Origin of the sequence: Vibrio coralliirubri (assembly GCF_024347375.1) — a bacterium.
Taxonomy (GTDB): Bacteria; Pseudomonadota; Gammaproteobacteria; order Enterobacterales; family Vibrionaceae; genus Vibrio; species Vibrio coralliirubri.
The window spans coordinates 1,158,853-1,174,305 of sequence record NZ_AP025470.1 but is presented as its reverse complement, the minus strand read 5'-3'; the positions used below and the strand labels follow the sequence as shown (position 1 = coordinate 1,174,305).

The 15,453-nt window shown below is 44.9% G+C and carries 15 protein-coding genes; 2 read left to right on the top strand and 13 right to left on the bottom strand.

The genetic code is table 11. From position 1 onward, the window contains the following. Nucleotides 1-196 precede the first annotated feature (196 nt). Both OCV20_RS05545 and mlc read right to left on the bottom strand, forming a co-directional pair. Nucleotides 197-1,138 (bottom strand): chemotaxis protein CheV, encoded by a 942-nt coding sequence (locus OCV20_RS05545; protein ID WP_017062139.1) that lies wholly within the window; start codon nt 1,136-1,138, stop codon nt 197-199. A 168-nt stretch (nt 1,139-1,306) separates the two neighbouring features. Then, entirely contained in the window at nt 1,307-2,524 is a 1,218-nt protein-coding gene (gene mlc, locus OCV20_RS05540; RefSeq protein WP_019820875.1) for a sugar metabolism global transcriptional regulator Mlc, read from the bottom strand. Between the two features lie 611 nt (nt 2,525-3,135). Here mlc and pyk point away from each other — a divergent pair. After that, a complete protein-coding gene (gene pyk, locus OCV20_RS05535) occupies nt 3,136-4,584 on the top strand; it encodes a pyruvate kinase (RefSeq protein ID WP_086774977.1) in 1,449 nt (482 codons plus the stop codon). A 160-nt stretch (nt 4,585-4,744) separates the two neighbouring features. Here the strand turns inward: pyk and OCV20_RS05530 are convergent, their stop codons facing one another. Both OCV20_RS05530 and cydH read right to left on the bottom strand, forming a co-directional pair. Continuing rightward, on the bottom strand, nt 4,745-5,959 hold the full coding sequence (locus OCV20_RS05530) for a patatin-like phospholipase family protein (RefSeq protein WP_086774978.1): 1,215 nt from the start codon (nt 5,957-5,959) through the stop codon (nt 4,745-4,747). A 41-nt stretch (nt 5,960-6,000) separates the two neighbouring features. Further along, nucleotides 6,001-6,090, bottom strand: a complete 90-nt coding sequence (gene cydH / locus OCV20_RS05525; RefSeq protein ID WP_100214626.1) for a cytochrome bd-I oxidase subunit CydH — start codon at nt 6,088-6,090, stop codon at nt 6,001-6,003. Between the two features lie 145 nt (nt 6,091-6,235). Between cydH and OCV20_RS05520 the strand changes: the two genes are divergently transcribed. After that, nucleotides 6,236-6,829: an outer membrane beta-barrel protein gene (locus OCV20_RS05520; protein WP_017067207.1), complete on the top strand. Its 594-nt coding sequence runs from the start codon at nt 6,236-6,238 to the stop codon at nt 6,827-6,829. A 92-nt stretch (nt 6,830-6,921) separates the two neighbouring features. Here the strand turns inward: OCV20_RS05520 and OCV20_RS05515 are convergent, their stop codons facing one another. The 9 genes from OCV20_RS05515 to acpP form a co-directional block, all read right to left on the bottom strand. Beyond that, on the bottom strand, nt 6,922-7,326 hold the full coding sequence (locus OCV20_RS05515; RefSeq protein ID WP_048610592.1) for a hypothetical protein: 405 nt from the start codon (nt 7,324-7,326) through the stop codon (nt 6,922-6,924). Nucleotides 7,327-7,556: 230 nt separating this feature from the next. Then, on the bottom strand, nt 7,557-8,987 hold the full coding sequence (ptsG, locus tag OCV20_RS05510; RefSeq protein WP_048610590.1) for a PTS glucose transporter subunit IIBC: 1,431 nt from the start codon (nt 8,985-8,987) through the stop codon (nt 7,557-7,559). Between the two features lie 445 nt (nt 8,988-9,432). Then, nucleotides 9,433-10,200: a TatD family hydrolase gene (locus OCV20_RS05505; protein WP_086774979.1), complete on the bottom strand. Its 768-nt coding sequence runs from the start codon at nt 10,198-10,200 to the stop codon at nt 9,433-9,435. Continuing rightward, the gene (locus tag OCV20_RS05500; protein ID WP_086774980.1) at nt 10,191-11,156 is read right to left on the bottom strand and encodes a DNA polymerase III subunit delta'; all 966 of its coding nucleotides are present in this window, start codon (nt 11,154-11,156) and stop codon (nt 10,191-10,193) included. The genes OCV20_RS05505 and OCV20_RS05500 overlap by 10 nt, the downstream gene beginning before the upstream one ends. Before the next feature lie 6 nt (nt 11,157-11,162). Next, entirely contained in the window at nt 11,163-11,795 is a 633-nt protein-coding gene (gene tmk, locus OCV20_RS05495; protein ID WP_019821240.1) for a dTMP kinase, read from the bottom strand. 10 nt (nt 11,796-11,805) lie between these two features. Next, on the bottom strand, nt 11,806-12,822 hold the full coding sequence (gene mltG, locus OCV20_RS05490; RefSeq protein ID WP_017062149.1) for an endolytic transglycosylase MltG: 1,017 nt from the start codon (nt 12,820-12,822) through the stop codon (nt 11,806-11,808). Beyond that, nucleotides 12,819-13,679: an aminodeoxychorismate lyase gene (gene pabC / locus OCV20_RS05485; protein WP_086774981.1), complete on the bottom strand. Its 861-nt coding sequence runs from the start codon at nt 13,677-13,679 to the stop codon at nt 12,819-12,821. Before pabC ends, mltG begins: the two co-directional genes overlap by 4 nt. Before the next feature lie 104 nt (nt 13,680-13,783). After that, nucleotides 13,784-15,028: a beta-ketoacyl-ACP synthase II gene (fabF, locus tag OCV20_RS05480; RefSeq protein ID WP_010437291.1), complete on the bottom strand. Its 1,245-nt coding sequence runs from the start codon at nt 15,026-15,028 to the stop codon at nt 13,784-13,786. A gap of 93 nt (nt 15,029-15,121) precedes the next feature. Then, nucleotides 15,122-15,355, bottom strand: a complete 234-nt coding sequence (acpP, locus tag OCV20_RS05475) for an acyl carrier protein (protein WP_004737381.1) — start codon at nt 15,353-15,355, stop codon at nt 15,122-15,124. Nucleotides 15,356-15,453 lie beyond the last annotated feature (98 nt).

The window sequence follows — 15,453 nt, the reverse complement described above, 5'->3', positions numbered from 1 at the left end:
AATTCCCTATACAGTAATAAGCTCAAAGTCATGACGACTTTAGACGTTAACCATATCATTAAGAGGAACTACCTTAGATTGTGTGTGAAAAGTTACGCTAGTAGTTGAGCATATTTCGTTAAGAAAAATATGCTGCGTGAATATTAGCAAACGTTTTCTATAAGGTCACTCAAAACAAACCGTACAGCAGCGTTAATTACAAAATCTGACGCATTCGCTCTTGAGTCACTTCAACCAAGAGGTCTGGCTGGAACTTAGAAATAAAGCGGTTACACCCTACTTTCTCAACCATAGCTTCATTAAAACTTCCACTTAATGAAGTGTTTAGCGTAATGAATAGGTCATGCATTCTTGGGTCAGTACGTACTTCGTGTGTCAGCTTATAGCCATCCATTTCAGGCATTTCAGCATCGGTGATCATCAACAATATTTCTTGATTGATGTCTTTGCCTTCATCACACCAGCCCTTAAGTAAGGTTAGTGCTTCTAAGCCATCACAACACTCAATAATGTTCAAACCAAGCTGTGACAAGGTGCCTTTGATCTGGTTACGCGCTGTTGAAGAGTCATCAACGATAAGCACGTTACGTCCAATCATCTCCTGAGCTAATTGTTCATCCAAGACGCCTTCAGAGATCGAGACATCGTAATCAATGATCTCAGCCAACACCTTCTCAACATCGATGATCTCGACGATCTTGTGCTGCTCTTCTTCTTGAATATGCGTGATAGCGGTTAGGTAATTTGCACGGCCTGTTGTCTTTGGCGGCGGCTGGATTTCTGTCCATGTCGTGTTCACGATATTACGAACTTGCCCAACCAAGAAACCTTGTACGGTTCGGTTGTATTCCGTAATGATCAGGTTGCTCTCTTGAGACTCCGCACGAGATGGCGGAAAGCCAATGGCACTGCGTAAATCGATAACAGGCACCGATTCACCACGTAAAGACGCAACACCCGTAATATGGTGATGAGAGCCCGGTAAGCGAGTGAGTACTGGAACTTTGAGGACTTCTTTCACTTTAAATACGTTAATCGCAAATAGTTGACGACTATTTAAGCTGAATAACAAGAGTTCCAGACGGTTTTCACCGACCAGTTTGGTTCTCTGATCAACCGAATTTAAAACGCCAGACATACAACACCTTAGTGACAAATAATAACTGTGGCTACAATAGCCTACTTCAATAGGTTAAAGCAAAGCGCCAATGCACAGAATGCTTAAACTAAGTACAACAAATGATGTTATACAAAGCTTAAGTACATGGAAAGATTCAGGGTAAGGCTACAAGACGAGAAAAAGGGGTTAACCTTCAATAACTTTCATTAACAGTTGGCCATCGTATAAGGCCTGCTTGATAAGCGCAGCACCTGGCATGGTTGCCTGCTTATAAAAACGAGATTCCACCAGCTCTAAGTCTTTATGGTAAACCGATAGACTCTGCTCTTCGATGCACTTTTGAATCGCCGGGTATAACACGCTCTTCGCCTGATTGATAACACCACCCACCAAGATTTTCTCTGGGTTGAACAGGTTAATCACAATCGCAATCGCAGAACCTAAGTAACGACCTAACTGTTCAATCACTTCGACAGCCAGCGGATCCCCATTAGCAGCGGCAGCACAGATTTGTTCAATAGTGACGTCTTCAAACACCGTTAGCGTTGATTCTTCACCATTTGCCAATCGCTCTTTGACTTGCTCACGGATTGCCTGAGAACTCGCCACCGTTTCTAAACAGCCTCGATTTCCACAGTGGCAAAGCTTGCCTTCCTTATCGATCTGGATATGCCCCAACTCACCGATGTTACCGTGACGTCCTTGCAGAACGCGACCATCAAGAATGATCCCGGCACCTAAACCGTGGTGAATCGAGATAAGAACAGAGTTGTCGTTGTCTTGTGAATTACCAAACAGCTTCTCTGCTAATGCCCACGCTCGGGTATCATTGGCAATAAAAACTGGCAAACCGGTTTCTTTGTAGATCTCCGGCCCCAACGCTAAGTTTTCAACGTTGTAGTGCGGCATCTGCAACACAATACCTTGTTCTGAATTCACCAGACCTGGCAGTGTGATAGCGATACTCGTCACCCTGTCGAGTTGCTCGGCATAGGTTTGGAAGAACTCATCGATTTCATGGAGAAGACGCGCTAGCACATCGTCTTGGTCACGTTCATGGATATCAATCTTGGTATCGATAAGCACGTCGCCGCCCAATTCATGGAGCGCGATCGTCAAGTATCCGCGACCAAGACGCATCGACAGAAACTGCCAACCTTCGTTATTGGTTTGCAGACCGACAGCAGGACGCCCACGAGTCGTGGCTTCTTGAACCGTCGTTTCGTGAATAAGGTGAGCTTCAATGAGTTCACGGGTAATTTTAGTAATACTCGCCGGAGCCAACTCACTTTGCTTGGACAGATCGATACGAGAAATAGGACCTTTAAGGTCAATTAGTTTATATACACGACCAGCATTGACCTGTTTGATATGATCAATATGGCCCGGTTGAGCCATGTACATTTTACGCTCCAGAAATCATCAACGAGGTAATTTTTTTACTTTGCGAAGTAATTGTGAAGTCACTTGGTATATCGCCGTGACCAGTATCACGTATATACATGAATCTTTGTGTATCGAGTCAAATAGTTCGAGGAAAATTAACACCCACATCGATAATTTGCGACTTAATTTTCAGAATAAAACATCGCGTTTGAGCCCTGAATTCAATAATTAAAGGCAAATCAAGAAATATCCTCCTAGCTCCCAATAAATTATCAATTAATGCATATACTTAATTAAGGCGCGTTGACCTTTCGTGGTTAAATTTTGTTCGGATGGGGACGCCTAGTCAAAAGCGTTTTAATCGCGGCGAGGGGGAAGTAGCCTAGTCATTCTAAGCAAATCTCCCTCAACAAAGAGTAAAACGCTTTTTGCGGGGGCGCCCAGCTCGAACCCTTCGGGCAGCGTTTGCTGGTCATTTCTACTACGTTATCGGCTTCTCATGTAGGCTAGCTACACATCAAAGCCTCTGCCTTGTATAAATACCCAGCAACTCGCTGCAAAAATCAGCTCGAAAGATCAACACGCCCTAGTCTTTTAAAAGATTACTTGGCCTCACTCTAGGAGTATTCATGACAGCCGAATTAAGAAAAACGAAAATCGTCACAACGCTAGGCCCTTCTACTGATAAAGGTAACGTGCTTGAAGAGATCATCAAAGCCGGTGCCAATATCGTTCGTATGAACTTCTCTCACGGCACCAGCGACGACCATATACAACGCGCAGAAAAAGTCAGAGCAATAGCAAAAAGACACGGCACTCAAATCGCCATTCTCGGAGACTTACAAGGTCCCAAGATTCGTGTGTCGACATTCAAAGATGGCAAAATCCATCTTGCCGTAGGCGACCTGTTCACTCTCGATAGCAGCCTAGGTTTAGGCGAAGGCAATCAAGAAGCCGTTGGCCTTGATTACAAAGAACTGCCTAACGACGTATCCGCCGGCGATATCTTGTTGCTTGACGATGGTCGTGTTCAACTCAAAGTAACCAAAGTAGAAGGCTGTCGCGTTCATACCGAAGTCATTATTGGCGGCCCACTCTCAAATAACAAAGGCATCAACAAAAAAGGGGGTGGCCTTTCCGCAGAAGCGCTAACAGAAAAAGACAAGCGCGACATCGTCACCGCCGCACAAATCAAAGTGGATTACCTAGCGGTGTCTTTCCCTCGTAATGGTGAAGACATGCACTATGCTCGTCAGCTTGCACGAGAAGCCGGCTTAGAAGCTCACCTCATCGCAAAAGTGGAGCGAGCAGAGACAGTAGCTACTGTTGAGAACATGGATGACATCATAATGGCCTCAGATGTGGTCATGGTGGCTCGTGGTGACCTCGGAGTGGAAATTGGCGATCCTGAGTTGGTCGGAGTACAAAAACAGCTTATACGCCGTGCTAGAGCGCTTAACCGAACAGTCATCACCGCAACTCAAATGATGGAATCAATGATTTCTGCGCCAATGCCAACCCGTGCCGAAGTGATGGACGTTGCCAACGCCGTACTCGATGGCACCGATGCTGTGATGCTGTCTGGTGAAACTGCAGCTGGTGACTACCCAGTCGAAACCGTAAAATCGATGGCAGAAGTTTGTATTGGTGCTGAGAAGATGGCAGGCATTAATGACCAATCCAATTACCGTATTGATCGCACCTTTGTTACTGCCGAAGAAACCGTTTCGATGGCGACCATCTACTCTGCGAACCATATGGAAGGCATTAAAGGCGTTGTCACTCTCACCGAGTCAGGCCGCACTGCACTGATGATGTCTCGCCTAAGTGCCGACATGCCGATCTACGCGCTGTCTCGTAACGAAGGAACGCTTAATCGCTGTACCTTATACCGAGGTGTGACACCTATCTATTTCGAGACAGAAGCCGAAGACAGCTTTGACATTGCACTATCTACACTCACTTGCTTGAAAGACAAAGGACACCTTAAGTTTGGCGACCTAGTGATCGTCACTCAAGGTGACATTATGGATGTGGCGGGGTCGACCAACTGTATGAGAATCTTGCCTGTCACCTAATATTTGACCTTAAGGCGAAACGATTCGCCTAATCTCAAAAGCAAAAAAGGGTTATCGAACCAAGTTCAATAACCCTTTTTCATTTCAGAACACGACTCACTAACGATCTGCTTAAACAGCATAACGAGCTCACAGTATGCTAGCTCATCAACTTCGAGAGTTACTTGCCAGCAGCAATGGTGGCTAACTGTGGCATATGAGAATTGCGCGCGTTTTCCGTTGAGGTGTAGGTTTCGACAAATCGGTAACCGGCTTCTAAGCCCATTTCGTAATCGTGCAACAGGTCTTCTTTGTCGCTCATTAATGAACTCGATTTTAGTGGCTGACTTGGCGCTATCTGTACCACAAACGCGTCATCTGGTGGCGAATTCAAAAAATCCTGAGTCAATGAGTAGGTCTGATAATGCACCATCAGCATGTCAGCCAAGCCTGAATCAAACTTATCTCCGATTAAATGACTTAAGCGATAAATATCATCTGCACCAAATAGCCAGCGACCACCGTTCAGCAGGTCTAAATGCCCACGGTCACGCTTCTGCTCTTTTGAGCGCATAATTTGTTGTTGGAAGAAAGAGGTCCAGTCGGTTTTCCACTGTTCCACTTTCTGTTGCCAATGGCCTTGAACACTGTCGAAAGATTCGCGAAACCACTCCAGTTCTTCGGCAGAGATTGGTTTAGGCGCTTTGACTGAAGGTCCCTTAACTGGTGCTTCAACCAATTGGGTATTACCTTCCTCAACCACTGGCTCAGTACGAATCACTACAATAGAACGGGCTTGTCTTCGCCACGCTTCCTGAACTGGGATACACGCCGATACACCACCGTCCACATAAGCACTGTCACCAATAAAGACTTCATCATTGTACAAACGAGGAATGGCGCAGGTCGCAATCATCACCTTGTACCAATCTTCACCCAATAATGGGAAGTAGTGGTCTCGTAAGTCTTTGGAATCCGTTACAGCCGCATAGAAGTGGCGATCGCCTAGCGTTTGCCGCCCTAAATCCAGATCGAGCTTATATGGGTAAGCCATAATTTGTTCTAGCGCCCATTCTAATCCTAGGTTCTTTCTGTGTCGTATATAGGAAAAGAGATTGAAGAACTCTGGTGAGGTTGTGAGGTCGAGAACAAAAGAACGGCCAAGGCCTTTATCACGGCACAGATAAGCGCATAAGTTGAGAGCACCTGCTGAGGTACCAAAAAATTCGTCGAAGGGATCAAAATTTGAGAGAAGAAAGGCATCCAGCACTCCAGAAGTAAAAATACTTCTCTGTCCGCCACCTTGAGCGACCAGTGCTGTTTTTCCAGCAATAAACTTAGCGTAATAATCCAAGTCTATTGCTGTATCAATATTGGTTATAATCCCACTATTCATTATTCCCTGAGTATCAAAACTCAGCCTCGCAATAGATGGTATTAACTACCAATCGCAATAAAGCCAAATGAAAGAATGATCATGTAGATAAACACGGTAATTTGTAGGGCATTTTTCAGATTATGGTCCATAGACACCTCTGGCTTATTATTAATTTGTCGAGTCTCTATTTAAGTACTATCAGGTGTGTGAAGTATCTTCAAGAATCGTCGAAATTAGTCGCACAATATTGATGTAACCATCACAATTAGTAAGTGTATGGATAAGGATATACTCATGAATAACAAAGCAAATATGATGGCACTGATTACGCTTCTCTCCGTTTCAAGCGCGTATGCTTCGCCGGAGATCATCATTACACCTATGGTAGGTTATACCGGCGGTGGCAGTGTCGAAGACCAGGACGGTAAAACCTATGACATGAAAGGCTCTGAAAACTACACCTTTGCCATTGAAACGCCACTTGAAAAAGGACGTATCGGCTTCTTCTATTCCAATCAGAGCTCGGAATTAGAAACGCTTAACCTAAGCTCCTCCATCCAATACCTGCACCTTCAAAGCAGCATCTACTACCCTGCTTCGCCTGTGTTGTCGGGTTATCTAGGGCTAGGCCTTGGTGCTTCTTACGTCGATGTAGACTGGGCAAAAGATAAGTATGGATTCTCAACTTCTATCTTTGGCGGCTTAGAGTACAAATTTAGCGACCGATTAGCGTTGAACACACAAGTACGTTGGTTAGGCACGGTTGTCGACAACGATACCTCCGGTGTTTGTAATATCCCAAATAACGGGCAAGAGTGCATCATTCGCTTTGATACCGACTGGATGAACCAATTCCAAGCTAATGTCGGACTGAGTTTTACTTTCTAAGCGGCTCAATGAAGCAAAAATATAAGATCGGCCCAAACGAAAAAACCAGCTAAATGCTGGTTTTTTCATTATTAAAACAGTTTTAGTTCAGATTAGAACTTATAGGTAACACCTAAAGCGCCGCCTATTTGCAACTCAACACCTTTATACATATCGAGTTCAGGGTGAACTTGTGCGTAAGCATTCCAACCTTCGTAGAAATTCACTTTCACGCCTAACGGCAAGCGTAAGCCAAAGTCGTCATTCCATTCAGCCCAAGCACCAGCACCGACGTACCAGCTCAACGGAGCTTCAGTCTCGAACTGACCACGCTTCAAGATGTAATCAAAGGCAGCGCCGTCATTGCCAATCGTAGCACGGTATTTCTGATCAAATTCCACAACGACACTCAGGTCTTGGTCAATGGCGAGTCCCACTTCCAAAGCTGGAGCTTCAGAAGCTTGAGCAAACGAGGCTCCGCTGCAGCACATAAGGCCGATCAAGTAACGATGTTTCATAATATTCTCAGACTGTATTTAAAAAACGGAAGTCTACTGGAATCTCAGCAAAAGGTGTCATCGCTGGGTAAAAGATAAAAGACACGAAAAATTTGGGAACGACCATCAAATAATCGAGTTGAATGGTAACTCTCTGAGTTAGAGAGGATTAGACGCGAAAAGATCTTTCATAGAGCTGAAAACAAAAAAGGAGGCCTTTCGGCCTCCTTTCAATTTATTGAGTCAGTGAATTAACCGTTGTTACGGATCCACTCATCCATGTCTGTCTTAAGGTTGTCAGACTTAGTACCGAAGATAGCTTGTACGCCACCAGCAACTACAACAACACCTGCAGCGCCTAGTTTCTTCAGTTTGTCTTGGTCAACAACTGCTGTATCAGCAACTGCAACACGTAGACGAGTAATACAAGCGTCAAGACCAGTGATGTTCGCTTTGCCACCGAATGCAGCAACTAGCTCACCAGCAAGTTCAGAACCAGTCGCAACTGACTCTTCTTCAGTCTCGTCTTCACGGCCTGGAGTTTTAAGGTCTAGAGCTTTAATCACAGTGCGGAATACGATGTAGTAAATTGCAGCGTAAGCAATACCACATACAACCATTAGGCCCATCTTAGACGCGTTGCCAGATAGAACTAGGAAGTCGATTAGACCGTGTGAGAAAGATGTACCGTGTACAAAACCTAGAGTGTTCGCAAGAACGTATGCAGAACCAGCTAGTAGAGCGTGGATTGCGTACAGTACTGGAGCAACGAATAGGAAAGAGAATTCGATTGGTTCAGTGATACCCGTTAGGAATGAAGTCAACGCAGCAGAAGCCATGATGCCCATTACTTTAGCGCGGTTTTCAGGCTTAGCTGAGTGTGCAATCGCGATTGCAGCAGCAGGTAGACCGAACATCTTGAACATGTAACCACCAGCTAGCTGACCGAAGCCATTGCCCGCTGCACGAGATGCGTCATCAGCAACTAGGTAACAAGTAAGAACACCGTTTTGAGTTTCGCCAGCAGCGTTTACACAAGTACCAGCTTCAAAGAAGAAAGGTACGTTCCAAACGTGGTGAAGACCAAATGGAATTAGAGAACGCTCAACGATACCGTAGATACCAAACGCCACTTGTGGGTTTTGGTGAGCAGCCCAATCAGAGAACGCAGAGATAGCGCCGCCAACTGGTGGCCATACTACAGATAGTAGGATTGCTAGACCAATCGCAGAGAAACCTGTGATGATTGGCACTGCACGCTTACCAGCGAAGAAGCCAAGGTACTCTGGTAGTTGAATACGGAAGAAACGGTTGAATGCCCAAGCAGCAACACCACCGACTAGGATACCACCTAGTACACCAGTATCGATTTTATCAACGCCCATTACACCAGCCATTACGCCAAGTGTAGCAGTCATGATGCCGTAACCAACGATAGCAGCTAGACCCGCTACACCATCGTTGTTAGTAAAGCCAAGTGCAACACCTACTGCGAACAGTAGTGCCATTTGACCGAATACTGAACCACCAGCTTGTTCCATTAAGTTTGAAACGATTTCTGGAATGAAAGGAAGATCTGCTGCACCGACACCTAGCAAAATACCCGCAACTGGTAAAACTGATACTGGAAGCATCAGAGACTTACCAACTTTCTGCAGGCTAGCAAAAAGGTTCTTAAACATGTTTATGCTCCTGATAAAGATAAAATAATTATATTGGGTTCTAACGGCACACCCCCGTAGCCTATATGTTAGCACCCTGCGAAAATGTAACCATGTATTGCATTATATTTTCTGCCGCTAAATATATATTGATGGGGAACTAACTTTCTAGTCACTTACGAAATTTAGTTTCAAAACACGTCTTGGATCACATGTCAAATCTAGAAATGCAATGCTTTACAAGCATTTAATTAATTGAAATATATAAGTATTTTTAAGTGGCTCTATTATTTTACTGGGTAAATAAAATAGGAGCGAATGTTATTTTTAGTAACAAAATTACAAATGTTATAATTAGCGCTCTCAAGTTCAACATAATTCGTAAACATTAAAAAAAAACGTATTTTTGGTGATCAAAAACACAAAAAGGGAGCTTTCGCTCCCTTTTATTTGTTTACTTAGATTTTTATCGCAAAAAAAGTTTTTGGTAATTTTTGGTCGTTTGTTCGGCAACCTCTTTCATCGACACACCTTTTAATTGCGCAATGTAGGCCGCCACTTCGACGACATATGCAGGTTGATTCTGCTTTCCACGATATGGGATGGGTGCCAAGTATGGAGAATCTGTCTCGATCAGCAACCTGTCTAGCGGTAGGTTCTTAACAACTTCTTTAAGTTCTGTAGCCTGCTTAAAGGTCACAATACCTGAAATTGAGATATAGAAACCTAGTTCCATTGCTGCTTCAGCGAACGCTTGATCTTCGGTAAAGCAGTGAATCACACCACCACACTTCTCAGCTCCGCCATCACGTAAAATAGCTAATGTGTCTTCACGTGCGTTACGAGTGTGAATGATCAAAGGTTTATTCAGTTCAACGGCCAACTCAACATGCTGCTTAAATCGTAGCTGTTGCAGCTCTGCCGTCTCTGGTTGGTAGTGATAGTCTAAGCCAGTCTCACCAATCGCCACAACCTTATGGTTGCTCGCGTATTCTCGCATTGTCTCTAGGCTGAAATCACTTTCAACATCGAGAGGGTGAACGCCACAAGAGGCTTTAACGTTATCAAACGGCGAGATCATCTCGAGCATATTTTCAAACGAATCGAGTGTCACACCGACAGAAAGCAATTGGTCTACGTTAGCAGCCTTCGCCTTGTTAACCACATCTTCTACGCTGGTGTGTAAATCTTGGTAATCCAGTTTGTCTAAATGACAGTGGGAATCTACGAACATGTTTCCTCGCAAGTGGCTATCAGCCAATTCATTATGAGTAGCTCCGTATTGAGCCCAGGGTATTGCTTTAACTGCTCAATCAATATCAGCAGTTTATTCGATGCTGCATAAGCACTTTGATAAGACATCACCTCACACAGTGCTTTCGCACTCGGAGTGAAAGCCTGATTCGCCAAACCAAAATGCAGCTTCTGTACATCTGACAATAGATGCCAAAGCCAGCCAAGTTGAATCAAAGGGTCTTTGCTAAGCTCTGTAGAGAACTTTAGCATGTCAGGTTGAGTGCCTTTTATCACATTCACAAAGCCATCGAGCGCTTTTGTTGAGGCGTCAACGCCACCTTGCTCAAACATCGCTTTTGCTTTTAAAGGCGCGTTGTCATTGAGTGCTAAAATATACTGCGGTACCGCTTTGCCCACTTCACTATCTAACCACGCCGAACCTGTCTCCAACTGCGGGCTAACCACATTGAATTGCTGACAACGACTAATAATCGTCGGCATTAAGCGATTGCTGTTGCGAGTAGACAGAATGAAGATGCACTTGCTTGATGGCTCTTCCAGAGTTTTCAGTAATGCGTTGGAAGCCGATTCGTTCATTGCTTCAGCAGGATTAAGCAAGATAACGCGCAAACCACCTAACTGAGAAGACTCTTGAGCCCAGCGGTTACTGGCACGCACTTGATCAACCGTGATCGACTTACCTTCTTTCTCTGGCGAGATCACATGAAAATCAGGATGACTGCCCGACTTCATTAACTCACAGCTGTGGCAAAACCCGCACGACTCGCTTTCATAGTTCGTGCACATCAATGCGTCGGTAAGTTGGCTAATCAAAGCATCAACGCCGAGCCCTTCCGGTGCATTAACAATCACAGAGTTAGGAAAACGCTCCGCATCGAGACTTTTTTTCCACTCACTCCATACCGGTGTGAGCCAAGAATACACTTCAGCCATGACTACCTACTGTTTGTCGAGCCAAGCAGTTAGCGCGACTTTAATATCAGCGGCTACTTGCTCAATTTCTTGCTGCGCGTTAATCACAAGTACAGAATCATCTTGTTCTGCAATTTCTAGATAGCGCTCACGCGTGCGGTCGAAAAATGAGATGTCCATCTTTTCGATTCTATCAAGCTCACCACGGCCTCTAGCACGTTCTAGCCCTACTCTAGGGTCTAGGTCCAAATATAGCGTTAGATCGGGTTTAAAACCGCCTAGCGTGGTTGATTTCAGTGATTCCATAGTCGTGCGCGCGATCTGGCGACCACCACCTTGGTATGCCTGCGAAGACATATCATGACGATCACCCAATACCCATTGACCATTGTCGAGTGCGGGCTTGATGACGTTCTCTACTAGTTGAACACGTGCTGCATACATCAACAGCAATTCAGTCATATCTTGAAGCTTCTCGCCTTCGTGCTCTTCTTTAACCAATGAGCGCATCTTTTCAGCTAAGACCGTACCACCCGGCTCGCGAGTATTAACAATATCCTCAACACCCGATGCTTTTAATGTCTCAACGATGGCATTGATTGCTGTGCTTTTGCCAGCGCCTTCAAGGCCTTCAACCACGATAAATTTCGACTGATTCATAATTATTTCTTTATCTGTTTTTTCTTAATTGCTTTAAGTAAGCTCGCACTGCACGGTTATGCTCAGTCAAACTCTTTGAAAATACGTGACCGCCTGTTCCACTCGCAACGAAATACAAGTAGTTGCTCTTCTCTGGATTCAACGCCGCGTTGATAGACGCTTTGCCTGCCATAGCGATAGGTGTCGGTGGCAAGCCACTCATTGTATAGGTGTTGTATGGTGTTGGCGTGCGTAAGTCTTTCTTACGGATATTGCCATCGTAGCTGTCACCCATGCCATAAATAACCGTTGGGTCAGTTTGCAAACGCATACGCTTGTTCAGACGGTTAACGAACACAGAAGAGACACGCTCACGTTCTGACGCAACAGCGGTCTCTTTCTCAATGATAGACGCAAGAATTAACGCTTCATAAGGCGATTTAAGAGGCAGCTTATCCGCTCGATTTTCCCACTCTTCATTCACCACGCTCATTAGGTCTCGATGCGCACGCTTCAGCAAATCTAAATCAGTGGTGCCGTAGGTGTAGTGATACGTTTCTGCCAAGAAGAGACCTTCTAGCTTTTCGTTTTCAATACCCAACTTTTCAGCGATCTCTTTTTCAGAAACACCGTCCAACGTCTGTTGAATGAATTCGTTGTCTTTTAGTTGAACAAGCCATTCGTCAAAACGACTGCCTTCAACAAAGGTAATGGTAAACTGGTGTTCTTTCCCTTCTACAAGCACCTGTAGCGCCTGCTCTAAGGTTAAACCCGGTTCAAGCAGGAATGTACCCGCTTTTACGTCTACAAGCTCAGGATGTAACTTACGGATTAATTTCTCGTAAGGAGAAGCCTCAAACAGCCCCTCGTTAATCAACTGGGCTAGAACGCGGTTAAAGCTGCTACCTGAAGCAACAGTCACGACTTGTGGTTTTTCTAATTGAATAACTTGTTTCAGGTTATCTTGTGCTTGGTTGTAAACATAAAAACCAGCAGCACCGGCTGCGATTAAGCACAAGATAATAAAAATAAATAACTTTTTGATCACGAGTTTAGTTGTCCTTGAAGGCTACGAGTAACGGTTCCAATGTTAAATTGGGTATCACTAATACGGGTAACTGGGGCAACCCCTAAGATGGAGTTGGTCATGAAAACCTCATCAGCTTGCATGAGTTGAGATAAGCAGTAGTCACTAATTGTAACGGAAAGTTCAGCCTGATTCAGCGCGGTTAACACTTGCTTACGCATAACCCCCGCAACACCACTTTGAGTGAGTTGAGGTGTGTATATCGCCTGACCTTTTCGCCAAAACAGATTGGCCATGGTGGTTTCAATCACATTGCCCGATATATCAAGAACCACACCATCCACTTCATTAACCTGATCCATTTCATCTTTCATCAAAATCTGCTCAAGACGATTATTGTGCTTATGGCCAGCAAGTAGTGGGCTCAAACCTAGCGCTTGATGACAGATACCGAGTTCAACACCGGAGTCTTGCCACGCTGAATAATGACTTGGGTAATTAAAGGTACTGATGGTGATTGTCGGCTTGGCGATATTCTTCGTACTGTAGCCACGTCCACCAGCGCCACGGCTAACGTGCAGCTTGATCCCTGCTTTTTGATTATGGAGCTTGTTTGAACCTTCAAGGCCCTTTGTGCCATGAAGATCGTTATCTTGGATATGTTGAAGCGCAGTACCGAGCCAAATACTAACCACATCCCAATCAAGAGCAGAAATGCGCAGCGCTTTAAGGCATTCGTCGACACGGTGCTGATGATCGTGAAAATGTTGTATCTCACCATCACTCACGAGCATCGTCGTAAAACAGCCGTCTCCGTACTGAAACGAGCGATCCAAAATATCGATAGTTTGCTGGCTTTCTCCATCAACCCAAAACATGTTTTTCCCCATAAAAAGAAACGGCTCAATGCTAAAGCATCAAGCCGTTTAAAAACAAGTCTAATTGTGACTATCTACGAGTGTTTACGTCTTTAATAAGATGATTAAATCTTTTTGAAGATCAAACAGCCGTTTGTACCACCGAAACCGAATGAGTTACATGCAGCATATTCCATGTTGCTAACTTCACGCGCAGTGTGAGGTACTAAGTCAATATCTAAGCCTTCTTCAGGATCATCTAGGTTGATTGTTGGTGGAACAATTTGGTCAACCAGAGACATAGCCGTGATGATAGCTTCAGCAGAACCAGCAGCACCTAGAAGATGGCCTGTCATTGATTTCGTAGAAGAAACCAATACTTGCTTGCTGCCTGCTTCGCCAAGAGCACGCTTGATGCCCTTAACTTCCGCTACGTCACCTGCAGGAGTCGAAGTACCGTGTGCGTTTACATAACCGATTTGTTCACCAGTAATGCCAGCATCACGCATAGCCGCTTCCATCGCTAGTGCGCCACCTGAGCCATCTTCACTTGGAGATGTCATGTGGTAAGCGTCACCCGACATACCGAAGCCAACTAGCTCACAGTAAATCTTAGCGCCACGAGCTTTCGCATGTTCGTACTCTTCAAGAACCATCATGCCTGCACCGTCACCAAGAACGAAGCCATCACGGCCTTTGTCCCATGGACGAGAAGCTTTTTGAGGCTCATCGTTACGAGTAGAAAGTGCTTTAGCCGCACCAAAACCGCCCATACCTAGTGGAGTTGATGCTTTTTCAGCACCACCCGCTAGCATTGCGTCAGCATCGCCGTATGCAATCATACGAGCCGCGTGACCAATGTTATGTAGGCCAGTCGTACATGCAGTAGAAATCGCGATGTTTGGACCGCGTAGGCCACGCATGATAGACATGTGACCAGCAATCATATTCACGATCGTCGACGGTACGAAGAACGGGCTGATCTTACGAGGGCCTTTTTCAGTTAGAGCTTGGTGACCGGCTTCGATCAAACCAAGACCACCAATACCAGAACCGATAGCAACACCCACACGTGGAGCGTTTTCTTCAGTAATAGTTAGGGCTGAATCATCTAAAGCTTGAATACCTGCTGCGACGCCGTACTGGATGAACAAGTCCATCTTACGAGCATCTTTTTTAGTCATATACTCTTCGCAGTTAAAGTCTTTAACTAGACCTGCAAAACGAGTTGAGAAATTGGTTGCATCAAAATGATCGATATTAACGATACCACTTTGACCAGCTAGCAGGGCTTTCCAAGAAGATTCTACAGTGTTGCCTACCGGTGACAACATACCCATGCCAGTGACAACTACACGACGCTTGGACACGATTTTACACTCCGGGGATTGAGGTGATTTAAGATGAGGATAGATGAGTTAGATAAAACACAGGCGGTCGAGGTGACCGCCTGGGAGAGATTATTACTGAGCGCTAGTTACGTAATCGATAGCTGCTTGAACAGTAGTAATTTTCTCAGCTTCTTCATCTGGGATTTCAGTGTCGAATTCTTCTTCTAGAGCCATTACTAGCTCTACTGTGTCTAGAGAATCTGCACCTAGGTCATCAACGAAAGAAGCTTCGTTTTTAACTTCAGCTTCGTCTACACCTAGCTGTTCAACAATGATTTTCTTTACGCGTTCTTCGAGGTTGCTCATTTTTTCTTTTCCTTTACAGAGTTCGCTTTATGCGATGTTTTCCGTAGTTTATTCAATCTATTGAAAGTTGCAAGGTCAACTTTTCTGGTCAAACCACA